14 protein-coding genes are annotated in these 16,134 nt (G+C 33.2%); 8 read left to right on the top strand and 6 right to left on the bottom strand.

The genetic code is table 11. From position 1 onward, the window contains the following. Positions 1-32: 32 nt before the first annotated feature. Positions 33-920: a DUF72 domain-containing protein gene (locus Q0822_RS09640; RefSeq protein WP_299122956.1), complete on the bottom strand. Its 888-nt coding sequence runs from the start codon at positions 918-920 to the stop codon at positions 33-35. A gap of 124 nt (positions 921-1,044) precedes the next feature. Between Q0822_RS09640 and Q0822_RS09635 the strand changes: the two genes are divergently transcribed. From Q0822_RS09635 to Q0822_RS09610, 6 genes are all read left to right on the top strand, one after another. Continuing rightward, the gene (locus Q0822_RS09635) at positions 1,045-1,794 is read left to right on the top strand and encodes an outer membrane lipoprotein-sorting protein (RefSeq protein WP_299122955.1); all 750 of its coding nucleotides are present in this window, start codon (positions 1,045-1,047) and stop codon (positions 1,792-1,794) included. A gap of 41 nt (positions 1,795-1,835) precedes the next feature. Further along, a complete protein-coding gene (locus Q0822_RS09630) occupies positions 1,836-2,615 on the top strand; it encodes an outer membrane lipoprotein-sorting protein (RefSeq protein ID WP_299122953.1) in 780 nt (259 codons plus the stop codon). 77 nt (positions 2,616-2,692) lie between these two features. Next, positions 2,693-5,704: a hypothetical protein gene (locus Q0822_RS09625; RefSeq protein WP_299122952.1), complete on the top strand. Its 3,012-nt coding sequence runs from the start codon at positions 2,693-2,695 to the stop codon at positions 5,702-5,704. A 149-nt stretch (positions 5,705-5,853) separates the two neighbouring features. Beyond that, positions 5,854-6,270, top strand: a complete 417-nt coding sequence (locus Q0822_RS09620; RefSeq protein ID WP_299122950.1) for a glyoxalase — start codon at positions 5,854-5,856, stop codon at positions 6,268-6,270. An 87-nt stretch (positions 6,271-6,357) separates the two neighbouring features. Then, positions 6,358-6,939, top strand: a complete 582-nt coding sequence (locus tag Q0822_RS09615) for a TetR/AcrR family transcriptional regulator (protein WP_299122949.1) — start codon at positions 6,358-6,360, stop codon at positions 6,937-6,939. 49 nt (positions 6,940-6,988) lie between these two features. Further along, positions 6,989-7,738, top strand: a complete 750-nt coding sequence (locus tag Q0822_RS09610) for a glucose 1-dehydrogenase (RefSeq protein WP_299122948.1) — start codon at positions 6,989-6,991, stop codon at positions 7,736-7,738. Between the two features lie 48 nt (positions 7,739-7,786). Here the strand turns inward: Q0822_RS09610 and Q0822_RS09605 are convergent, their stop codons facing one another. Further along, the gene (locus Q0822_RS09605; protein ID WP_299122946.1) at positions 7,787-8,464 is read right to left on the bottom strand and encodes a DUF2461 domain-containing protein; all 678 of its coding nucleotides are present in this window, start codon (positions 8,462-8,464) and stop codon (positions 7,787-7,789) included. 204 nt (positions 8,465-8,668) lie between these two features. Here Q0822_RS09605 and Q0822_RS09600 point away from each other — a divergent pair, with 204 nt between their 5' ends. Continuing rightward, a complete protein-coding gene (locus Q0822_RS09600) occupies positions 8,669-8,890 on the top strand; it encodes a hypothetical protein (protein WP_299122945.1) in 222 nt (73 codons plus the stop codon). A gap of 127 nt (positions 8,891-9,017) precedes the next feature. Beyond that, positions 9,018-9,443, top strand: a complete 426-nt coding sequence (locus Q0822_RS09595; protein ID WP_299122944.1) for a hypothetical protein — start codon at positions 9,018-9,020, stop codon at positions 9,441-9,443. A gap of 57 nt (positions 9,444-9,500) precedes the next feature. On the opposite strand, the gene Q0822_RS09590 is transcribed toward Q0822_RS09595, so the two are convergent. From Q0822_RS09590 to hisF, 4 genes are all read right to left on the bottom strand, one after another. After that, a complete protein-coding gene (locus Q0822_RS09590) occupies positions 9,501-10,286 on the bottom strand; it encodes a tRNA pseudouridine(38-40) synthase TruA (protein ID WP_299122942.1) in 786 nt (261 codons plus the stop codon). A 43-nt stretch (positions 10,287-10,329) separates the two neighbouring features. Further along, positions 10,330-14,685 (bottom strand): zinc-dependent metalloprotease, encoded by a 4,356-nt coding sequence (locus tag Q0822_RS09585; protein ID WP_299122941.1) that lies wholly within the window; start codon positions 14,683-14,685, stop codon positions 10,330-10,332. A 93-nt stretch (positions 14,686-14,778) separates the two neighbouring features. Then, positions 14,779-15,381: a bifunctional phosphoribosyl-AMP cyclohydrolase/phosphoribosyl-ATP diphosphatase HisIE gene (gene hisIE / locus Q0822_RS09580; protein ID WP_299122939.1), complete on the bottom strand. Its 603-nt coding sequence runs from the start codon at positions 15,379-15,381 to the stop codon at positions 14,779-14,781. Beyond that, on the bottom strand, positions 15,378-16,133 hold the full coding sequence (hisF, locus tag Q0822_RS09575) for an imidazole glycerol phosphate synthase subunit HisF (protein WP_299122938.1): 756 nt from the start codon (positions 16,131-16,133) through the stop codon (positions 15,378-15,380). The genes hisIE and hisF overlap by 4 nt, the downstream gene beginning before the upstream one ends. Between the last annotated feature and the right edge of the window lies 1 nt (position 16,134).

Below are 16,134 nucleotides of genomic sequence, written 5' to 3'. Positions count from 1 at the left end.
TTTATAAACGCTAACTATTAGTTAATAACAACTTACAATAGTTTTTGTTGAGATTCCTCATTAGGAATCTTCAAATCGGTTCCCAATTCAGCATTCAACTGTTTTATTAAATAAGCAGAAAGCAAAGGCGATTCCTTTTCAATATTTTGATGCACAAAGAAATCTATCTCTTCTATACCATTGTCTTTCCAAATTTTTAAACGTTCTACCCAATCGTCTAATCTGGTATAATCGCTTTGGTGATTGGCACCAACATAACGTATAAATGCTCTAGAATTAGTTAATCGCATGTGCATTATATCTCGTCTACCTGCACTGTCTACAATGACATTAGAAATGTTGTTTTCCTCTAAAAGTTGATATAAATCCTCAGCAATAGTTTTATCATTATACCAATTTGTATGTCTAAATTCTATGGCTAACGGAATTTCTTTAGGCCAACTTTCAGCAAAGTTTACAACACGATCAAAATCCTTAGGTGCAAAATTGCTATGCATTTGCAAAAATATACAACCAAGCTTCTCTTTTAAATTAATGGCACTATTAAGGTAATTATCTACAACTGGGTTTATGTCTTCATTCAAACGTTTCCAGTGGCTAATTTCTTGATTCAGTTTTGGAAAGAACTTAAAATTATCAGGTGTTTTATCGTACCACTTCGCAAATTGTTCTGGAGGAAAGATTCTGTAAAACGTAGCATTCAATTCAATAGAATTAAACTGACGAGAGTAATATTCTAGTTCATCCTTAGTTCCTCTAGGGTAAAAGCCCTTTAAATCGGCTTTATTCCATTTAGCACAACCTACAAATACATTGGTTTTATCGGATGGCTTTTTTTGTAATGTTTTTAATGTATCTGGATGGTCTGGTGGTAAAGTAAAATCTATACTTCCTGGATCATCAACACTTCCGAATTTCATAAGGTATAATTTTTATCAAAGTTACAAAACAATAATCCTCTGATACAGAAATTAATACTAAAGAATTTGTAACAATTTTGTAACTTCACGTACTTATAAACATCAATCCACAAATTATAACCTCATGAAGACTTTAAAATTATTAAGTGTGTTATTCATTTTTTGTTTAGCACTGACAACAACAGCACAAACTGCAGAAGAAATTATCGACACATATATTGAGAATATTGGTGGCGTAGACGCTTGGAACAAAGTGGAATCGGTAAAGATTACTGGTGTTGGTAAACAAGGAGGTCAAGACTATCCTTTTGTCGCCACTTTTATGAATGACGGAAGATCCAATATTACTATTGAACTTCCTGGTACATCAATGGTGTATCAAGCATTTGATGGTGAAACTGCGTGGGGAATGAACTTTCAAACCCAAAAAGCAGAAGCGCTCGATTCTGAAACTTCATTAAATATGAAAAATGAAGCTAAAGACAATGTAGAAATTTTCCTAAATTATAAGGAAAAAGGCTATAGTGTTGAGCTTTTAGAAAAAACAACATGGGAAGGTACAGAAGTAAATAAAATCAAGTTGACCAAAACACCTATGATGGTTGATGGTAAAGAAGAAGAAAATACCGAAATTTATTATTTCGACACAGAAAACAATGTCCCAATTGCTTCTGAAGCTGTAGTAAAATCAGGACCTGCTAAAGGAGCTACGGCACAAACCATCATGACTGACTACCAAGAAGTAGGTGGTCTATATTTAGCCCATACTATAATTGAAAAATTTAATGGCCAGACAGGATTAGAAATGATCTATGAAACTGTAGAATTCAATACAGAAATTGACGAAGCCATTTTTAAAATGCCAAAAGAATAATTCTTAATCAAACAATTTACTTAACATACAAAAAAACAATAATGAAAACTTTAAAATTAATTTTTTTAGCTCTTTTAGTGAGCTTTAGTTACTCTTCAAATTCGCAAACAGCAGAAGAAATTATTTCAACATATTTTGAAAATACTGGCGGCATAGAAGCCTGGAGCAAATTAGAAGGCGTTAAGATTTCTGCAAAAATAAATCAAAGCGGTATGGAGTTTCCTGCAGAAATAATACAATTAAAGGAAGGGCAGCGAATGGTGATTCTAAATATTCAAGGTCAGACTGTTAAGCAAAATGTTTTTGATGGTGAAGTACTATGGAATACCAATATGATGACTCAAAAAGCTGAAAAAAGCGACCAAGAAACTACAGATAATATGAAACTTGAATCTACAAGTTTTCCAGATCCTTTTTTAAATTATAAAGAAAAAGGCTTCACTATTGAATTATTAGGAGAAGAAGAAATCGCTGGTACAAATACTTTCAAAATAAAATTGACTAAGAAACCAATGATTGTTGATAGTAAACCAGAAGAGAATGTAACTTATTATTTTTTCGATACTGAAAACTATGTACCAATAGCAACACAAAGCGAAATTAAATCAGGACCAGCAAAAGGAAAAGTTTCCGAAACTACTTTCAGTGATTATCAAGAAGTCGATGGAATTTACTTTGCGTATTCTATGACTCAAGGCCTTAAAGGACAACCTGGTTTCTCTTTATCAGTAGATAAAATTGAATTAAATCCAGAGATTGATGCTAAAGAGTTTGCATATCCTGAAGATACAGAGACACCAATAACAGATAAGAAAAACTAAATACACACTTAAATCCTCAATGACTAACATTGGGGATTTTTTTATATAAACTATAAACCAACCAATTCAATTATAAAATGAAGAAAACAGCAATTCTATTTGTGTTGTTTTTATGCTTATCTGCATTTAACATACAAGCACAAGAATCAAAAATTAATGGTGATGCCATATTTGGTGATCTCACGGCAAGACATATTGGACCAGCACTTATGAGTGGTCGTATTAATGATATGGAAACACATCCAACTAACTCAAGAATTATATATGCTGGGACTGCTGGTGGTGGTGTTTGGAAAAGTAATGATGCTGGCACAACCTTTAATCCTATATTCGATGATTATTGTCAGTCTATTGGTGCTGTTGAAGTAGATCCTAGCAGTCCTGACAATATTATATGGGTTGGTACTGGTGAAACTTGGACACGTAATAGTGTGTCTATTGGTGATGGTCTGTACAAATCCGAAGATGGTGGTGCCAATTGGAAAAAGTATGGTTTTGAAAAATCTGAACGTATTGCAAATATCATAGTAAATCCAAATAACTCAAATGAAGTATATGTCGCTGTTTTAGGAGCACTTTGGGGAGATAGTGAGGAACGTGGAGTTTACAAAACAACTGATGCAGGTGCGACGTGGAATAAAATTCTTTACACCGACCAACGTACAGGCTGTGCAGATTTAGCTATAGATCCAAACGACCCGAATATATTATATGCATCCATGTGGGAATTCAGACGCTCTGGATGGTCTTTTGAGTCTGGTGGAGATAAAAGTGCATTATATAAATCTACAGATGGTGGTGAAACGTGGAATAAAATTCATAATGGGTTTCCTGAAGGTCAATTAGGACGATTAGCTATTGCAGTAGCACCAAGTAATTCAAACGTATTATATACTGTTATTGAAGCTGAAAAAGATGAACGCAAAGGTTTATATCGCAGTGATGATGCTGGAGCTAATTGGACACAATTAAATAATGATTTTGGTCTTACTGTTAGACCATTTTATTTCTCAAGAATTGTTGTAGATCCAAAGAACGAAGATGTCATAATAAAAGGAGGTTTAACGGGTTCTATTTCTAGAGATGGTGGTAAGACCTTTAAAACCTTAGGGAATATGCACAGTGATATTCATGATGTTGTATTTGATATTAATGATTCAGATAGAATCTACGCAGGTACAGATGGAGGTGTTTACAGATCTTGGAATGGTGGCACCACAATGGAGATTGTAGAAAATCTTCCGCTATCTCAATTCTATCATATCAGTGTAGACAACGAAGAGCCTTATAATGTTTATGGTGGCTTACAAGATAATGGCTCTTGGTATGGACCATCTCGATCAACTGGAGGTATCAATGCTCGCGACTGGAATTCTATTGGTGGTGGTGATGGATTTAGAGTTTTACCGCACCCAACCAAAAAGGTGATTTATTCTGAAATGCAAGGTGCTGCAAATGTGTGGCGTTATGATGTAGAAAATGAATTAGTAAAAACTATTCAACCTCTACCAGTAGAAGGTCATGCTAAGTTACGTTTTAATTGGAATGCTCCAATGGCAACAAGCGAGCATCAACCCGATCGTTTTTATATGGGAAGTCAATTCCTTCATAAATCTGAAGACATGGGGAATACTTGGGAAATTATATCTCCAGACCTAACAACTAATGATCAAACAAAACAGCAGCAAGAAGATTCAGGCGGTTTATCTATGGACAATTCTGGTGCAGAAAATCACACTACAATTTTCACTATAGTAGAATCTAGCTTAGATGAAAATATCATTTGGGTTGGTACCGATGATGGCAATATACAAATAACTCAAGATGGTGGTGCAACATGGAAAAACACATCTCTAAATATTCCAGGATTACCAAAAAATACTTGGGTTTATCATATTGAAGCAAGTGTCCATGATAAAGGTACTGCTTATGCTGTTTTTGATGGGCATACCATGAATGATATGAATCCTTATGTTTATAAAACAAGTGATTTTGGTGCAACTTGGACAAGCATTACAACACCAGAAATAAAAAGCTTTGCTCGAAATATCCAAGAAGATTATGTAAATCCTAATCTTTTGTTTTTAGGCACTGAATTCGGATTGTATATTACACTTGATGGTGGTAAAAGTTGGAGCAAGTTCACCAATAATGTTCCTGCTGTGGCTATACACTTTATAGACCTACAAAAAAGAACAAATGATCTTGTATTAGGAACTCATGGACGAGGTGTTATTATTATTGATGATATTTCTCCCTTGCGAGAAATTACTCCGGAAATAATGACAAAAAAAGTACATTTCTTTGAATCTAAACCTACAGTAATGGTAGATCAAAGCGGATTTGCTGGTAGTTTTGGAACAGAAACTCAGTTTGTTGGTAGAAATCCATCACGACTTCCGCAGATTAAATATTTGCTGCAGAAACGTCATACTTTTGGTAAAATGACTATGGAAATCCTAGATATGGATGGGAATAAGGTTTCAACCTTAAGTCCAGGTAAATCTAAAGGGATTAACATAGTCAATTGGAATTATAGAATTAAGCAACCAAAAATTGCTAAAGGAAAAACAACTAGTGGTTCTGTCTCACCAAGAGTTCCTGCAGGAACTTATAAAGTTGTATTGACAAAAGGTAAAGAGAGATACGAGCACAATATTGAATTAGTTTACGATACCAATGCAGGCCTTTCTGAAGCTGATAGAACTCTTAAACAAAAAGTCAATATGAATTTATATAATATGACCCAAGAATTGGCTTACATCGTATATCAGATTGATACTATTTTGGAAAGCAGTGACACAAAAAATAAGGTAAAAGAACAACTACAAGCTTTAAAAGAAACCTTAGTCATAACAACAGGAGATAATTATGTAGGATCTGCAGAACCGCAATTACGGGAATTAATGGCGCAAATCTTTAGCAAAATTGCTTATAGTTATGATAAACCATCTCCCAATGAAATGGAAAACTTAATGATTATAGAAAAAAGATTCAATAAAGCGAAAAAAGAATTTGAAAAATTGAAGTCTAAAGCTAAGCTTAAGAACATTGAAATGAAATCATTTGATGATTTCTTAAATGATTAAGATTTAAAATCTTGAAGTAAAAAAGACCGATTTGTCATAAATCGGTCTTTTTGTTAATAAGAGCGTTAACAACATATTTATAGTCAACTTAATTGCTATGGCTTAATACTTACTTTAGTTGAAGAATTAATCCCTTTAATAACTTCGATATGACTTCTAGAACAGAAGATCTGATTGCAATTCGTCCAATAATTGCCTCTGCTAAAATTTATGATTCTATGACTGCAGATGAATTATTTCAGAATAAAACATTGCGACCAATTATTAAAATGCAAAACAATTTGTTTGTGGCTGTATTTAATAATTATATTAAAAAGCGTAAGAATGTGTTCTATGATTTAGCACTTCAGAAACAATTAGATTATATAGATAATGTTATACAGAAGGATATGAAATTCCGAAATTCTCTAAAAGGTATGGTTATCGGTCAATTTACAGTTGAAGAATATGAGTTGTACATTCAGAATTCTTCAGCACTGAATAAGCGCATGATGAATATCGTTAAAGAGCGATTGATTAGTAATATTCAATTATTTGTAAGACCTGAAGTCTTAAAAGCAGTTTAGTTTTTCTATCAGTTTTAAAATTTTTATTTTATTTAACATTGAGTTATATAAAATTATATTATTTTTGAAACGTTCATTTCAAATAAAATGCCAAAAACAGAAGTTTTTAATAGAGAATTTGTATTAGATAGTGCAAGTAATGTATTCCATACTAAAGGATATAATGCAACATCTATGCAAGATTTGGTAGATGCTACGGATTTAAACCGCTCAAGCATTTATAATTCTTTTGGTAATAAACTTAACCTTTATTTAGAATGCTTAAAGGTGTACCAAAACAAATATCAAAAAGCAACTACGACTCTTTTATTAAAAGCAGACTGTCCTTTAAAAGCTATTGAATCTATTTTTGAATTGTATTTAACTGAAATCACTAAAGATAGAGATCATAAAGGTTGTCTCATAACTAATTGTAAATCTGAAATGGCCAATCAAGATTCTACAATTAATCATTTTTTAATGAGCAATCAGTCAAATACACTTTCTCTTTTTGAAGATTTAGTACATAAAGGTCAAGATAACCAAAGTATTAATAGTAAGCAAAGTGCGTATGACTATGCATTGTATTTGTTTTCCTCAATACAAGGTTTTAGAATGACTGGTATTTTAATTAATGACAAAAAACAATTGCAAAGTATTATTGACACGACTTTGCAAAATTTAAAGTAATTTTTTTAATCTAATTTGGAACGATTGTTTCAAATAAAAACAAAGTATGATGAGTAAATTAAAAAACAAAGTAGCCGTAATAACAGGTGCAAACAGTGGAATAGGTTTAGCTACAGCTAAACTGTATTTAAAAGAAGGGGCTAAAGTAGTACTATCAGGACGACGCAAAGAAGCATTTGATGAAGTCGCAAAAAATTTAGAAGGAGATTTTATAACTGTAGTTGCAGATGTATCCATTGATGACGACAATAAGCGACTTATTAAAGTTGCTACAGATAAATACGGGAAAATAGATATCCTATTTCTTAATGCAGGTATTGCTCCAGTTACACCTACAACAGATATAACAGTTGAACATTACAACGAAATCTTTGATATTAATGTTAAAGGTCCAATTTTAACTACTAAAGAAGCTTTGCCTCATATTAATGATGGTGGCTCAATATTATTTACCAATTCTATAGTTCATCAAAAAGGGTTTGAGGGATTATCAGTTTATTCAGCAAGTAAAGGTGCGTTACGTGCATATTCAAGAGTATTGACATCTGAAGTTAGGTCTAGAGGTATTAGAGTAAACTCTATAGCTCCTGGTCCAATTGAAACACCTTTATATGGTAAAATGGGTTTACCTCAAGACGTTGTGAAGGAAATGGGTAAAGGCTTTGCAGCGCAAGTCCCATTAGGGCGCTTTGGCACATCTGAAGAAGTCGCTAAAACAGCACTTTTCTTAGCATCAGAAGATGCGTCTTATATAAATGGTGTGGAATTAGAGGTTGATGGAGGACTGAGTCAAATCTAAGCTAAAGCTTAGAACAAATAAAAAGCCGAGTAGATTACTCGGCTTTTATTATATTAATGATTCCCCATTTAAATTGGTAGTCAATACACTGCTCATATAATCAAAATATGGTCTGACAGTCTTAAATGCTGAATTAACTTCTTCTAGGAAACCTTCTGCCAAAACTTCCTTATCTGTATATTTTTTTGTAAAAATGAATTGTTTTTTGCGAATTAAATCTATTGCAGGATGTTCTTTGTCAAACCCCTTTGGAGCAGTTTTTAATTCATCACCAACAAAATTTCCCCAAGTAGATTTGAATTTTTTATTTGCTAATATGTCACGTATTTCGCTATCATCCATTTCAAACTCTTTTCTAATTCTTAGTAAGTCTTCTTTGTTAGGGTCCCAAAAACCAGTGGCAATAAATGATTCATTATTAGCCTGAATATGCAAATAGTAACCACCTCTTAACTCTGGTTTCTTACGAGCAAATGAACCGCCAAAATGCGTTTTGTATGGTAATTTATTTTTTGAAAAACGCACATCTCTATAGATTCTAAAGATTTTAATCTTTTCGATTTGGTCATGGGTATTCATTAATTCGCCTAAATGATTATAGGCTGCTTTTACCTTAACCTCAATAGCCTTAAAGTCTTGCTTATGCTCATTAAACCAATCTCTGTCATTATTTTTTTCTAGTTTTTTGAAAAATGCAAGGGTTTCTTTAGGTATTGATAGACTCATAATATTTAAGTTTTTATAAAAATATGGAAAGAAAATAATATTGATTAATATTTAAGAAATAATTAGATAACTGCATTGAAAATCTACAAATTATGCATTGAGATTTACAGTATAAAAATCTTAATTTAGAATTGTCAAAATAAACTTGTGAGTTGTTAGATTTTTTCCTATTATGCACTACTTTTAAAACAGACATTTACTTTTATGGGTAGACCAGCAACAAGACCAACAAAACTCAAGGACGGTTATTATATCGAAATAAGAAACAAAGGCTCAAAATCAGGCGTAAAATTATACAGTGGTACTAAATTACAGATGCATCGTGCAATAAAAATGTACGAACGTTCAAAAGAAGTTATCATTTTAGGTGAATCTGTTGACGGAAAATTTGTTGACAAGAATCCTAAATTACACGTTGTAGGATAATCCAAATTCATTCTTTTACATAAACTAATTTCTTGTTGAAATTAGTGTTTTTCATATTTTTTCATAAATTGTTGATGAAAAAGTGCATTATTGCGTTTAAAAACTAACTAATTAAATCAACTTTATTATGACAACTTCTATGAACAAACCGCCTATATGGTTTTGGATTGTTAGTGTATTAGCATTATTATGGAATGGTGCTGGTGTAATGGCTTATCTCGGGAGAGCTTTTGCTACTGACGAAATGATTGCTGCTTTACCAAAAGAACAGCAAGCCGAATTTTTAGCCGAGTATCCTGCGTGGTACACAGCTGCCTTTGCTTTAGCTGTTTTTTGTGGTGCTTTAGGATGTATAGCATTATTAATAAGAAAAAAATGGGCACATCCATTATTTATAATATCAGCTCTAGGTGCTATTGTACAACACATCTATTTATTTATGAATGTTGAAATGACAGGTGCTGCAATGGTTATGCCTGCACTAGTCATAGTAGTTTGTCTATTTCTAATATGGTTTGCAAAAAACGCTATTGCTAAAAATTGGATAAGCTAATAATAATTTAACCAACCAATCTCAAAAAGGGTATTAGTATTAAACTAGTACCTTTTTTTATTCAAAATTTATAGAATGCAATATTAATCCAGAAGCAGGAGCAATATAGTCCATCACTTCAATACTGTCACTTTTTAAAGTGCCCTTAATATATTCTATAGTCACTTCACCTCTACCTAATTTTATTAAGCTACCAAACATTAGGCGAATTTGATTACGCATAAATCCCTTACCCACTACTTTAAATACGTAGGAATGTTCTGGAAAGAAATTCGCAGTATATATATTGTTATCAATAATTTCTGAGGATATAATTGTGCGATAATATTCACCTTTATCAGTAGCACGATAACAATAGGTTTTAAAATTATGATGCCCTTCAAATAATTTCGCTCCTTGTTTCATTAATTCCACATTCAAAGGTTCGAGAATAGTGGTGAGTATAGGAGCACAAAATGGGTGGTTTTTTTGACCTTCTGAAAACACATAATGATATTCCTTCAGCTTTGAATCTTGAATAATATTGAAATTTTTATCAACTTCAATAATTGATAGAGCTCTAATATCTTGTGGTAGATTATGATTAAAAAGTTCTAAAAATGCTTCAAAATCTGTAATCGGTTCATTATAAACAAACAACTCTAAAGCCGCTTCATTAGCAGAAACCATGGCATCTGTTCTTCCTGCACCTAAGGTTTTAAAACGTATATCTTTAAGAATAAATTTTAATGTACGATCAATCATTAGATGTACCGTTTTTACATCTGGTTGTTTTTGCCAACCATGAAAACGATAGCCTAAATATTGAATTTTTAAGAGATAATAATAACGCTTATCAAACATGGTAGTAAGAACGCCAATTTCTTATTGATTCCAAAAGGTTTTGTTACTTAATAACTAACTTCTGAGTTTTTGTTTGACTATCACTAAACACCTTAACAATATAAACTCCTGTACCTAAACTTGAAACATCTATAGTATTACGGATGCTAGATAATTCTAACTTTTTCTTTAATATTAAACGCCCTCTATTATCATACAAACTTGCTTCAGTATCCTCAGACAATTGCCCTTTTACAATGATTTCCTTTGGAGATGTTGTATTATAAATCTGTAGATTATCCCAATGAATATTTTCAGTAGATAAGGTTACAGAAGAATAATGTATGTAGAAACGCCCAGTTCCGCTTAAATCAACTGAAGGAGAAAATGTATAATCACCATCATTTAATAATGTCCATGTATTTGTAACATTATCTTCTAGATACACATTGATATCGGATGGTAGAGTTGATATATCATCTATTGTAATGGTTAATACTACTCCAGATTCGGCATTAATACCAAGTGGAATAACAACATTATTAAAGTCATCATAAGGTAATGATTGAATAGCCATATCTAAACCAGAATTCTCTTCTACCAAGTTAGAATAGATTAAAAAATCTGTTGTGCTTGCAGTATAATTACCTGCATCATAACCAACATCTAAACCTCTAGTTGTACCTTCTATAAAGTATATTTGTGTTGAACTATTATTTGTTAAACTACTTAAGTTAAGTTTACATAATGCAACATTATTAATAGGGTTTCTACCCATAATAAAATCGTCAGAAGAACCAGTTCTTCGCATAGAAGTTGTAAAGTCCACTAATCCTCCACCTGTTTTAGACTTTACAAAAAATCCTTGACCTGGTGCAATTAATTCTGTTACTGATCCATCAGCAATAGTTGCTAAATTCCACACTGTCCATCCATTACTCGCACTTCCGTCGTATCCATAAATAGCTTGAAAAGCAGTTCCGGTAGCAAACTCACTAGAATTAAGATTAAAAAAAGTTTCAAAATCTATATATGAAGGGTAAGGATTTCCTATAAGATTCCAGGCAGAGCCAGCTGCAGCATCTGTAATTGGAACATCTAATACGTCGCTTGTTATAATATTGCCAGTGAATGTAAGCGTACTTCCGTCGGTTGTGGCAGTTCTATAACCAATACCAGGATTTATTGTCGTTAGTAAATTTGCAACTATATCGTAATTCTGATACGCTCCCGATGCTGTATTATATGGTGCAAATGCTCTTATTGAACCTGAAGCGGGTAAGTTTAAATTCAAAGTTGAAAAAGCCGGAAACAGTTGACCAGAAATTGGTGCAGATATTAAGTCATTTGTTCCTATAGGACCAACCTGTGATACAAACCTATTATAATTAACTGTTCCTACTATACTACCATCTGATATTAAGCTCGAAAATAGTTGTGATGTAGAATTTAATTCTATTACTGTTGCAGTAATGGTAACACCAGCATCTATAGTTAAAGCTGCTCCTGGGTTTACAGTTAAATTATTACAGTTTGTATTGATAGAAATATTTGCTATACCAGCTTCAACTACGATATTATCGCTAGCAGAAGATACACCTTCAGGATTACTCGGTGACCAACTGTTATTGTAGGTATAGGTTGTTGGTGTACCTGGCAAGATATTAACCAAAACACTATTAGAACTTAAGGCTCCACAAAAAGCAGTACTCACAAGATCTGATTGAAAATTAGAAAAAGCACCTCCAATATATGAAGCTATTGGTTCACCTGCTAAATAAGACAATCCATAAACTGAATAATTTCCACTTGGAAAGTTTGACTGGTTTGATAAATCTGAATCTTCATCAAAAGCAATGATATTTCCTGAGGTGTTATTAACTATAACATATGTATATAAATATCCTGTAACATTTAATGCTCCAACATTGTATAATGTCTCAGAAAAATTTATGTCGTAATTTCCAACAGGTGGTGTTGTAGAATAAAAACCAGAAGTTAATAAAACATACTTGGTGCCTATCGCTAAGGGTTCAACGAAACTACTGCTAAAAGAGACGATGGACCCACCATCATAATTCCCATTAGAATTCAACCAATTATCACAAACGCTACCTGTGTTATAACTCCCTTCAAATAAACCTATCATACTAAAATAATCAGCTTGCTGAGTTCTAGTAAAAGTTACATTAGAATTTGATGCAGATGCTAATTCAATAGTCTCAAATTTTGGAGTTAATCCTAAAGGAATACATGTATCTGTTCCATTGTTTTCGACAGTTAGATTGGTATTGCCATCACTAGCATCCAACACACCAGAAACAGAATTAACAGGAACACCAGCCATTAAATTAAGATTAAGACTACTATCACCTTCTGTCTCAGTAACTGCATTACTATTGGTAATAGTAGAAACAACAGCATTACATGATGAAGTCACTAAAATATCAACATCATTTATATCAAAAAATATATTTGAGCCACCTGTACATACAATTTTTATTCTCCCTGTAGTAGTAGATAAACCCGGAACTGTTATATTGACAGAACCATTATTTGGGACTCCACTAGCTAAAGTTGTAGAAAATGTATTACCACCATCTGATGAATACAAAACATCAACATTAGCACAAGTATAAATTGCATTATCTGTATTTGCTACATCCCAGGTTACAGTTTCAGTATCTCCTGCCATCCAAGCTGTTGTTGAATTTTGAGATGAAATCCTAAACGGACCATCTGCACCAACGGTCAAAGATATTTGGTCACAGGCCACTCCACCTCCACCAATTTCATTATCTCTTACTGTGAGTCTCCATGTTAGATTTCTAGCAACACTAGGTAAGACTTCACCAGTTCCTGTAGTTATATTTCCAGCTAAAACTGAAGATAGTATTGGTACTGTTCTTTCATTACTTGTTGAAGGAGGAAAACTTCTAAATAGCGGTGCTGTTGTACTTGTTGCTGTATCATCTGGCGCATCAGATCCAGCATAATCAGTATCATATTGTTCCCAATTGTAAGTAAGACTACTAACTCCGTCAGGATCAGACCCAGAACCAGTTAGTAAAAAAGGTGTACTATGAGGAATAACCAGGCCATTTATACTATTAACATTTGCATCCGAACTTGGCATATTGTTTCCTGTTGGGATAAGTGTGGAACAGTCAGACCATCCGCCTATAGTTACTGATCCACAAGATGTACCAGTAACAAACAAACCTGCATCCATAAAATTTATCATTGATTGTAAACTCGCTACACTAAAATAATCCGTCCGATTAGCAAAATCATCACCAGCGTCACAACCTGCACCTGTACTCATAATAGTAGATCCTTGTCCTGGTTCGTAACGGCTACAAGCATTATTTGAATTACATCCGTAATTAGTATGCCTGTTACTGAATTGATGTCCAAACTCATGGAGTAATACTGTAATTGCAGTTGGGATATCATTAGGTAAATAGGTATATCCTCTAGCCTTTGCTGTAGTACAAACTACTCCTAAGCCAGCTCTGCCAGCCCATCCACAACCGCTACCACAAGTGATTTCGTGAAAACCATGCCCAATATCCCAAGAACTAACACTTACATTAGCATTAATATAATTTTCTGTTTCAGTAATGGAGCTAAATGTATTTGTTGGATCACTGTAAGGATCTGTAGCTGGGTCACTATTAAGTAGAAATTCAACAATAGAAAAAGTAGTTGCTACTTCAGTTTCATAAACAGTATTAACTTGAGTAATCCTATTTAAAAGAGCAGCCTCGACCAAAGGGTCAGTTCCTCCATTTAATGCATAAAATTCACCAGAACAAGTAAGTACCATCTCATAACTACGTAAGTTATCACCAATTTGAAAACAAGAGTCAATACGACCATATGTAGGTGTATAAGAACGTGATTCTGATTCTTCTTCTGACTGACATTCAAATTCACCAGCATGTTGTATAATATTATGGTCGTAGTATGTTATATATTGATTATCACGACTTGTTCTATCCATTTTTTCTATTATAGAGATACCATCTACACTTTTAATCACACCATAAAATCCTGCGGAAGTAATGTTGAATCTAGTCGTTGCTGTGGGATCATCAATACCTTTAGCAATATAACTTTTTACCTCTGGACGTGCTGCTGATAGCTCCGGAGAAAGAATAGGAGACTCTACAACTCTAAATTGTTGCATTCCGCCTTTAGGAATTGGTAGTTCCACAATAGTATTAGAATTTTTGTTTTGAGCAGCTGTACCTTTTATTCGGGCATTCTGCAAGTTACTTTTTAATCGATCAATATCAATTTTAACTTCTTGATAATCAATTAAATTTTCTGAATATTTAGTAGAAACTTGTGCTTGTATATTAGAATAAGATAAGCACACGAAAATAAATAATAGGGGTAGTCTTAAAAATTTCATTTTTGGTTGTTAGTTAGGTTAACAAGTCCAATATAAAATTATTTAAGCTATTATACGTCCAAATCCTTATTTTATCGATAAACGACTTACAAATTATTTATTGTTTCGTTTTTTTAAAACAGAAACCACATCGTCTAATTTATATCCTTTAGCTTGTAAAAGCATCAGATAATGAAATAATAAATCCGCACTTTCCTCTAAAAACAACTTGTCATTATTGTCTTTAGCTTCAATAACAACTTCTACTGCTTCCTCTCCTACTTTTTGAGCTAATTTATTGATTCCTTTTGCAAATAATGAGGCCACATAAGATTTTTCAGAATCTGCAGATTCAATTCTTGAAGTTATAGTGTCCTCAAGGTGAGAAATAAAACCATAAGATTGACTATTCATTTCATTCCAACACGTATCTGAACCTTTGTGGCAGGTTGGTCCTTCTGGGTTGACTTTAATTAAAAGTGAATCACTATCACAATCTAGCTTAATATCTACAAGATTAAGAACATTGCCACTCTCTTCACCTTTTGTCCAGAGGCGTTGTTTAGTTCTACTGAAAAAAGTGACTAACTTTGATTCTATTGTTTTGTCAAGTGCTCCCTTATTCATATAACCCAACATTAAGACCTTATTGGTAGTTACATCTTGAATAATAGCTGGCACAAGACCATCTTGATTTTTATTGAAATCTACATTCATAATCGTACTTCTATATTATTTTTTCTCAATTCTTCTTTCAATTCTATAATTGGTATTTCACCGAAGTGAAACACACTTGCAGCCAAAGCTGCATCTGCTTTACCTTCTTTAAAGGTATCCACAAAATGTTGAATTGTTCCAGCTCCACCTGAAGCAATAATTGGAATATTGACCAAATCAGATAACTTGGCTAAAGCTTTATTTGCAAAACCTGCTTTAGTACCATCATGGTTCATTGATGTGAATAAAATTTCGCCTGCTCCACGCTGTTCCACTTCCTTAGCCCAATCAAATAGTTTAATCTCTGTTGGAATAGAACCACCTGCCAAATGCACAAACCACTCACCTTCTATCTCTTTTGCATCTATAGCAACAACAACACATTGGCTTCCGAATTTATCTGAAAGTTCATTAATTAATTCTGGGCGTTTTACTGCAGATGAGTTAATAGAGACTTTATCAGCACCACAATGCAACAAATCATCAACATCTTCTATGGAAGAAATTCCACCACCTACTGTAAATGGAATATTCACTTGCTCAGCAACTTTTAGCACCATATCGTGCATGGTTTTACGCTTCTCTTGTGTTGCCGAAATATCCAAAAACACCAATTCATCTGCTCCTAAATCAGCATACTGTTTTGCTAATTCTACTGGGTCACCTGCATCTCTAAGATCAACAAAATTGACTCCTTTTACAGTTCTACCGTTTTTAATATCTAAGCAGGGAACGATTCTTTTTGTAAGCATG

It is taken from the genome of uncultured Winogradskyella sp. (assembly GCF_947496485.1).
Taxonomy (GTDB): Bacteria; Bacteroidota; Bacteroidia; order Flavobacteriales; family Flavobacteriaceae; genus Winogradskyella.
The sequence above is the reverse complement of the archived record's forward strand: the minus strand, read 5'-3'. Positions and strand labels throughout refer to the sequence as shown.

Coding starts and splice junctions, on each gene's coding strand:
- Q0822_RS09640 (WP_299122956.1), bottom strand. CDS start 920: ATGAAATTCGGAAGTGTTGATGATCCAGGAAGTATAGATTTTACTTTA.
- Q0822_RS09635 (WP_299122955.1), top strand. CDS start 1,045: ATGAAGACTTTAAAATTATTAAGTGTGTTATTCATTTTTTGTTTAGCA.
- Q0822_RS09630 (WP_299122953.1), top strand. CDS start 1,836: ATGAAAACTTTAAAATTAATTTTTTTAGCTCTTTTAGTGAGCTTTAGT.
- Q0822_RS09625 (WP_299122952.1), top strand. CDS start 2,693: ATGAAGAAAACAGCAATTCTATTTGTGTTGTTTTTATGCTTATCTGCA.
- Q0822_RS09620 (WP_299122950.1), top strand. CDS start 5,854: ATGACTTCTAGAACAGAAGATCTGATTGCAATTCGTCCAATAATTGCC.
- Q0822_RS09615 (WP_299122949.1), top strand. CDS start 6,358: ATGCCAAAAACAGAAGTTTTTAATAGAGAATTTGTATTAGATAGTGCA.
- Q0822_RS09610 (WP_299122948.1), top strand. CDS start 6,989: ATGAGTAAATTAAAAAACAAAGTAGCCGTAATAACAGGTGCAAACAGT.
- Q0822_RS09605 (WP_299122946.1), bottom strand. CDS start 8,464: ATGAGTCTATCAATACCTAAAGAAACCCTTGCATTTTTCAAAAAACTA.
- Q0822_RS09600 (WP_299122945.1), top strand. CDS start 8,669: ATGGGTAGACCAGCAACAAGACCAACAAAACTCAAGGACGGTTATTAT.
- Q0822_RS09595 (WP_299122944.1), top strand. CDS start 9,018: ATGACAACTTCTATGAACAAACCGCCTATATGGTTTTGGATTGTTAGT.
- Q0822_RS09590 (WP_299122942.1), bottom strand. CDS start 10,286: ATGTTTGATAAGCGTTATTATTATCTCTTAAAAATTCAATATTTAGGC.
- Q0822_RS09585 (WP_299122941.1), bottom strand. CDS start 14,685: ATGAAATTTTTAAGACTACCCCTATTATTTATTTTCGTGTGCTTATCT.
- hisIE (WP_299122939.1), bottom strand. CDS start 15,381: ATGAATGTAGATTTCAATAAAAATCAAGATGGTCTTGTGCCAGCTATT.
- hisF (WP_299122938.1), bottom strand. CDS start 16,133: ATGCTTACAAAAAGAATCGTTCCCTGCTTAGATATTAAAAACGGTAGA.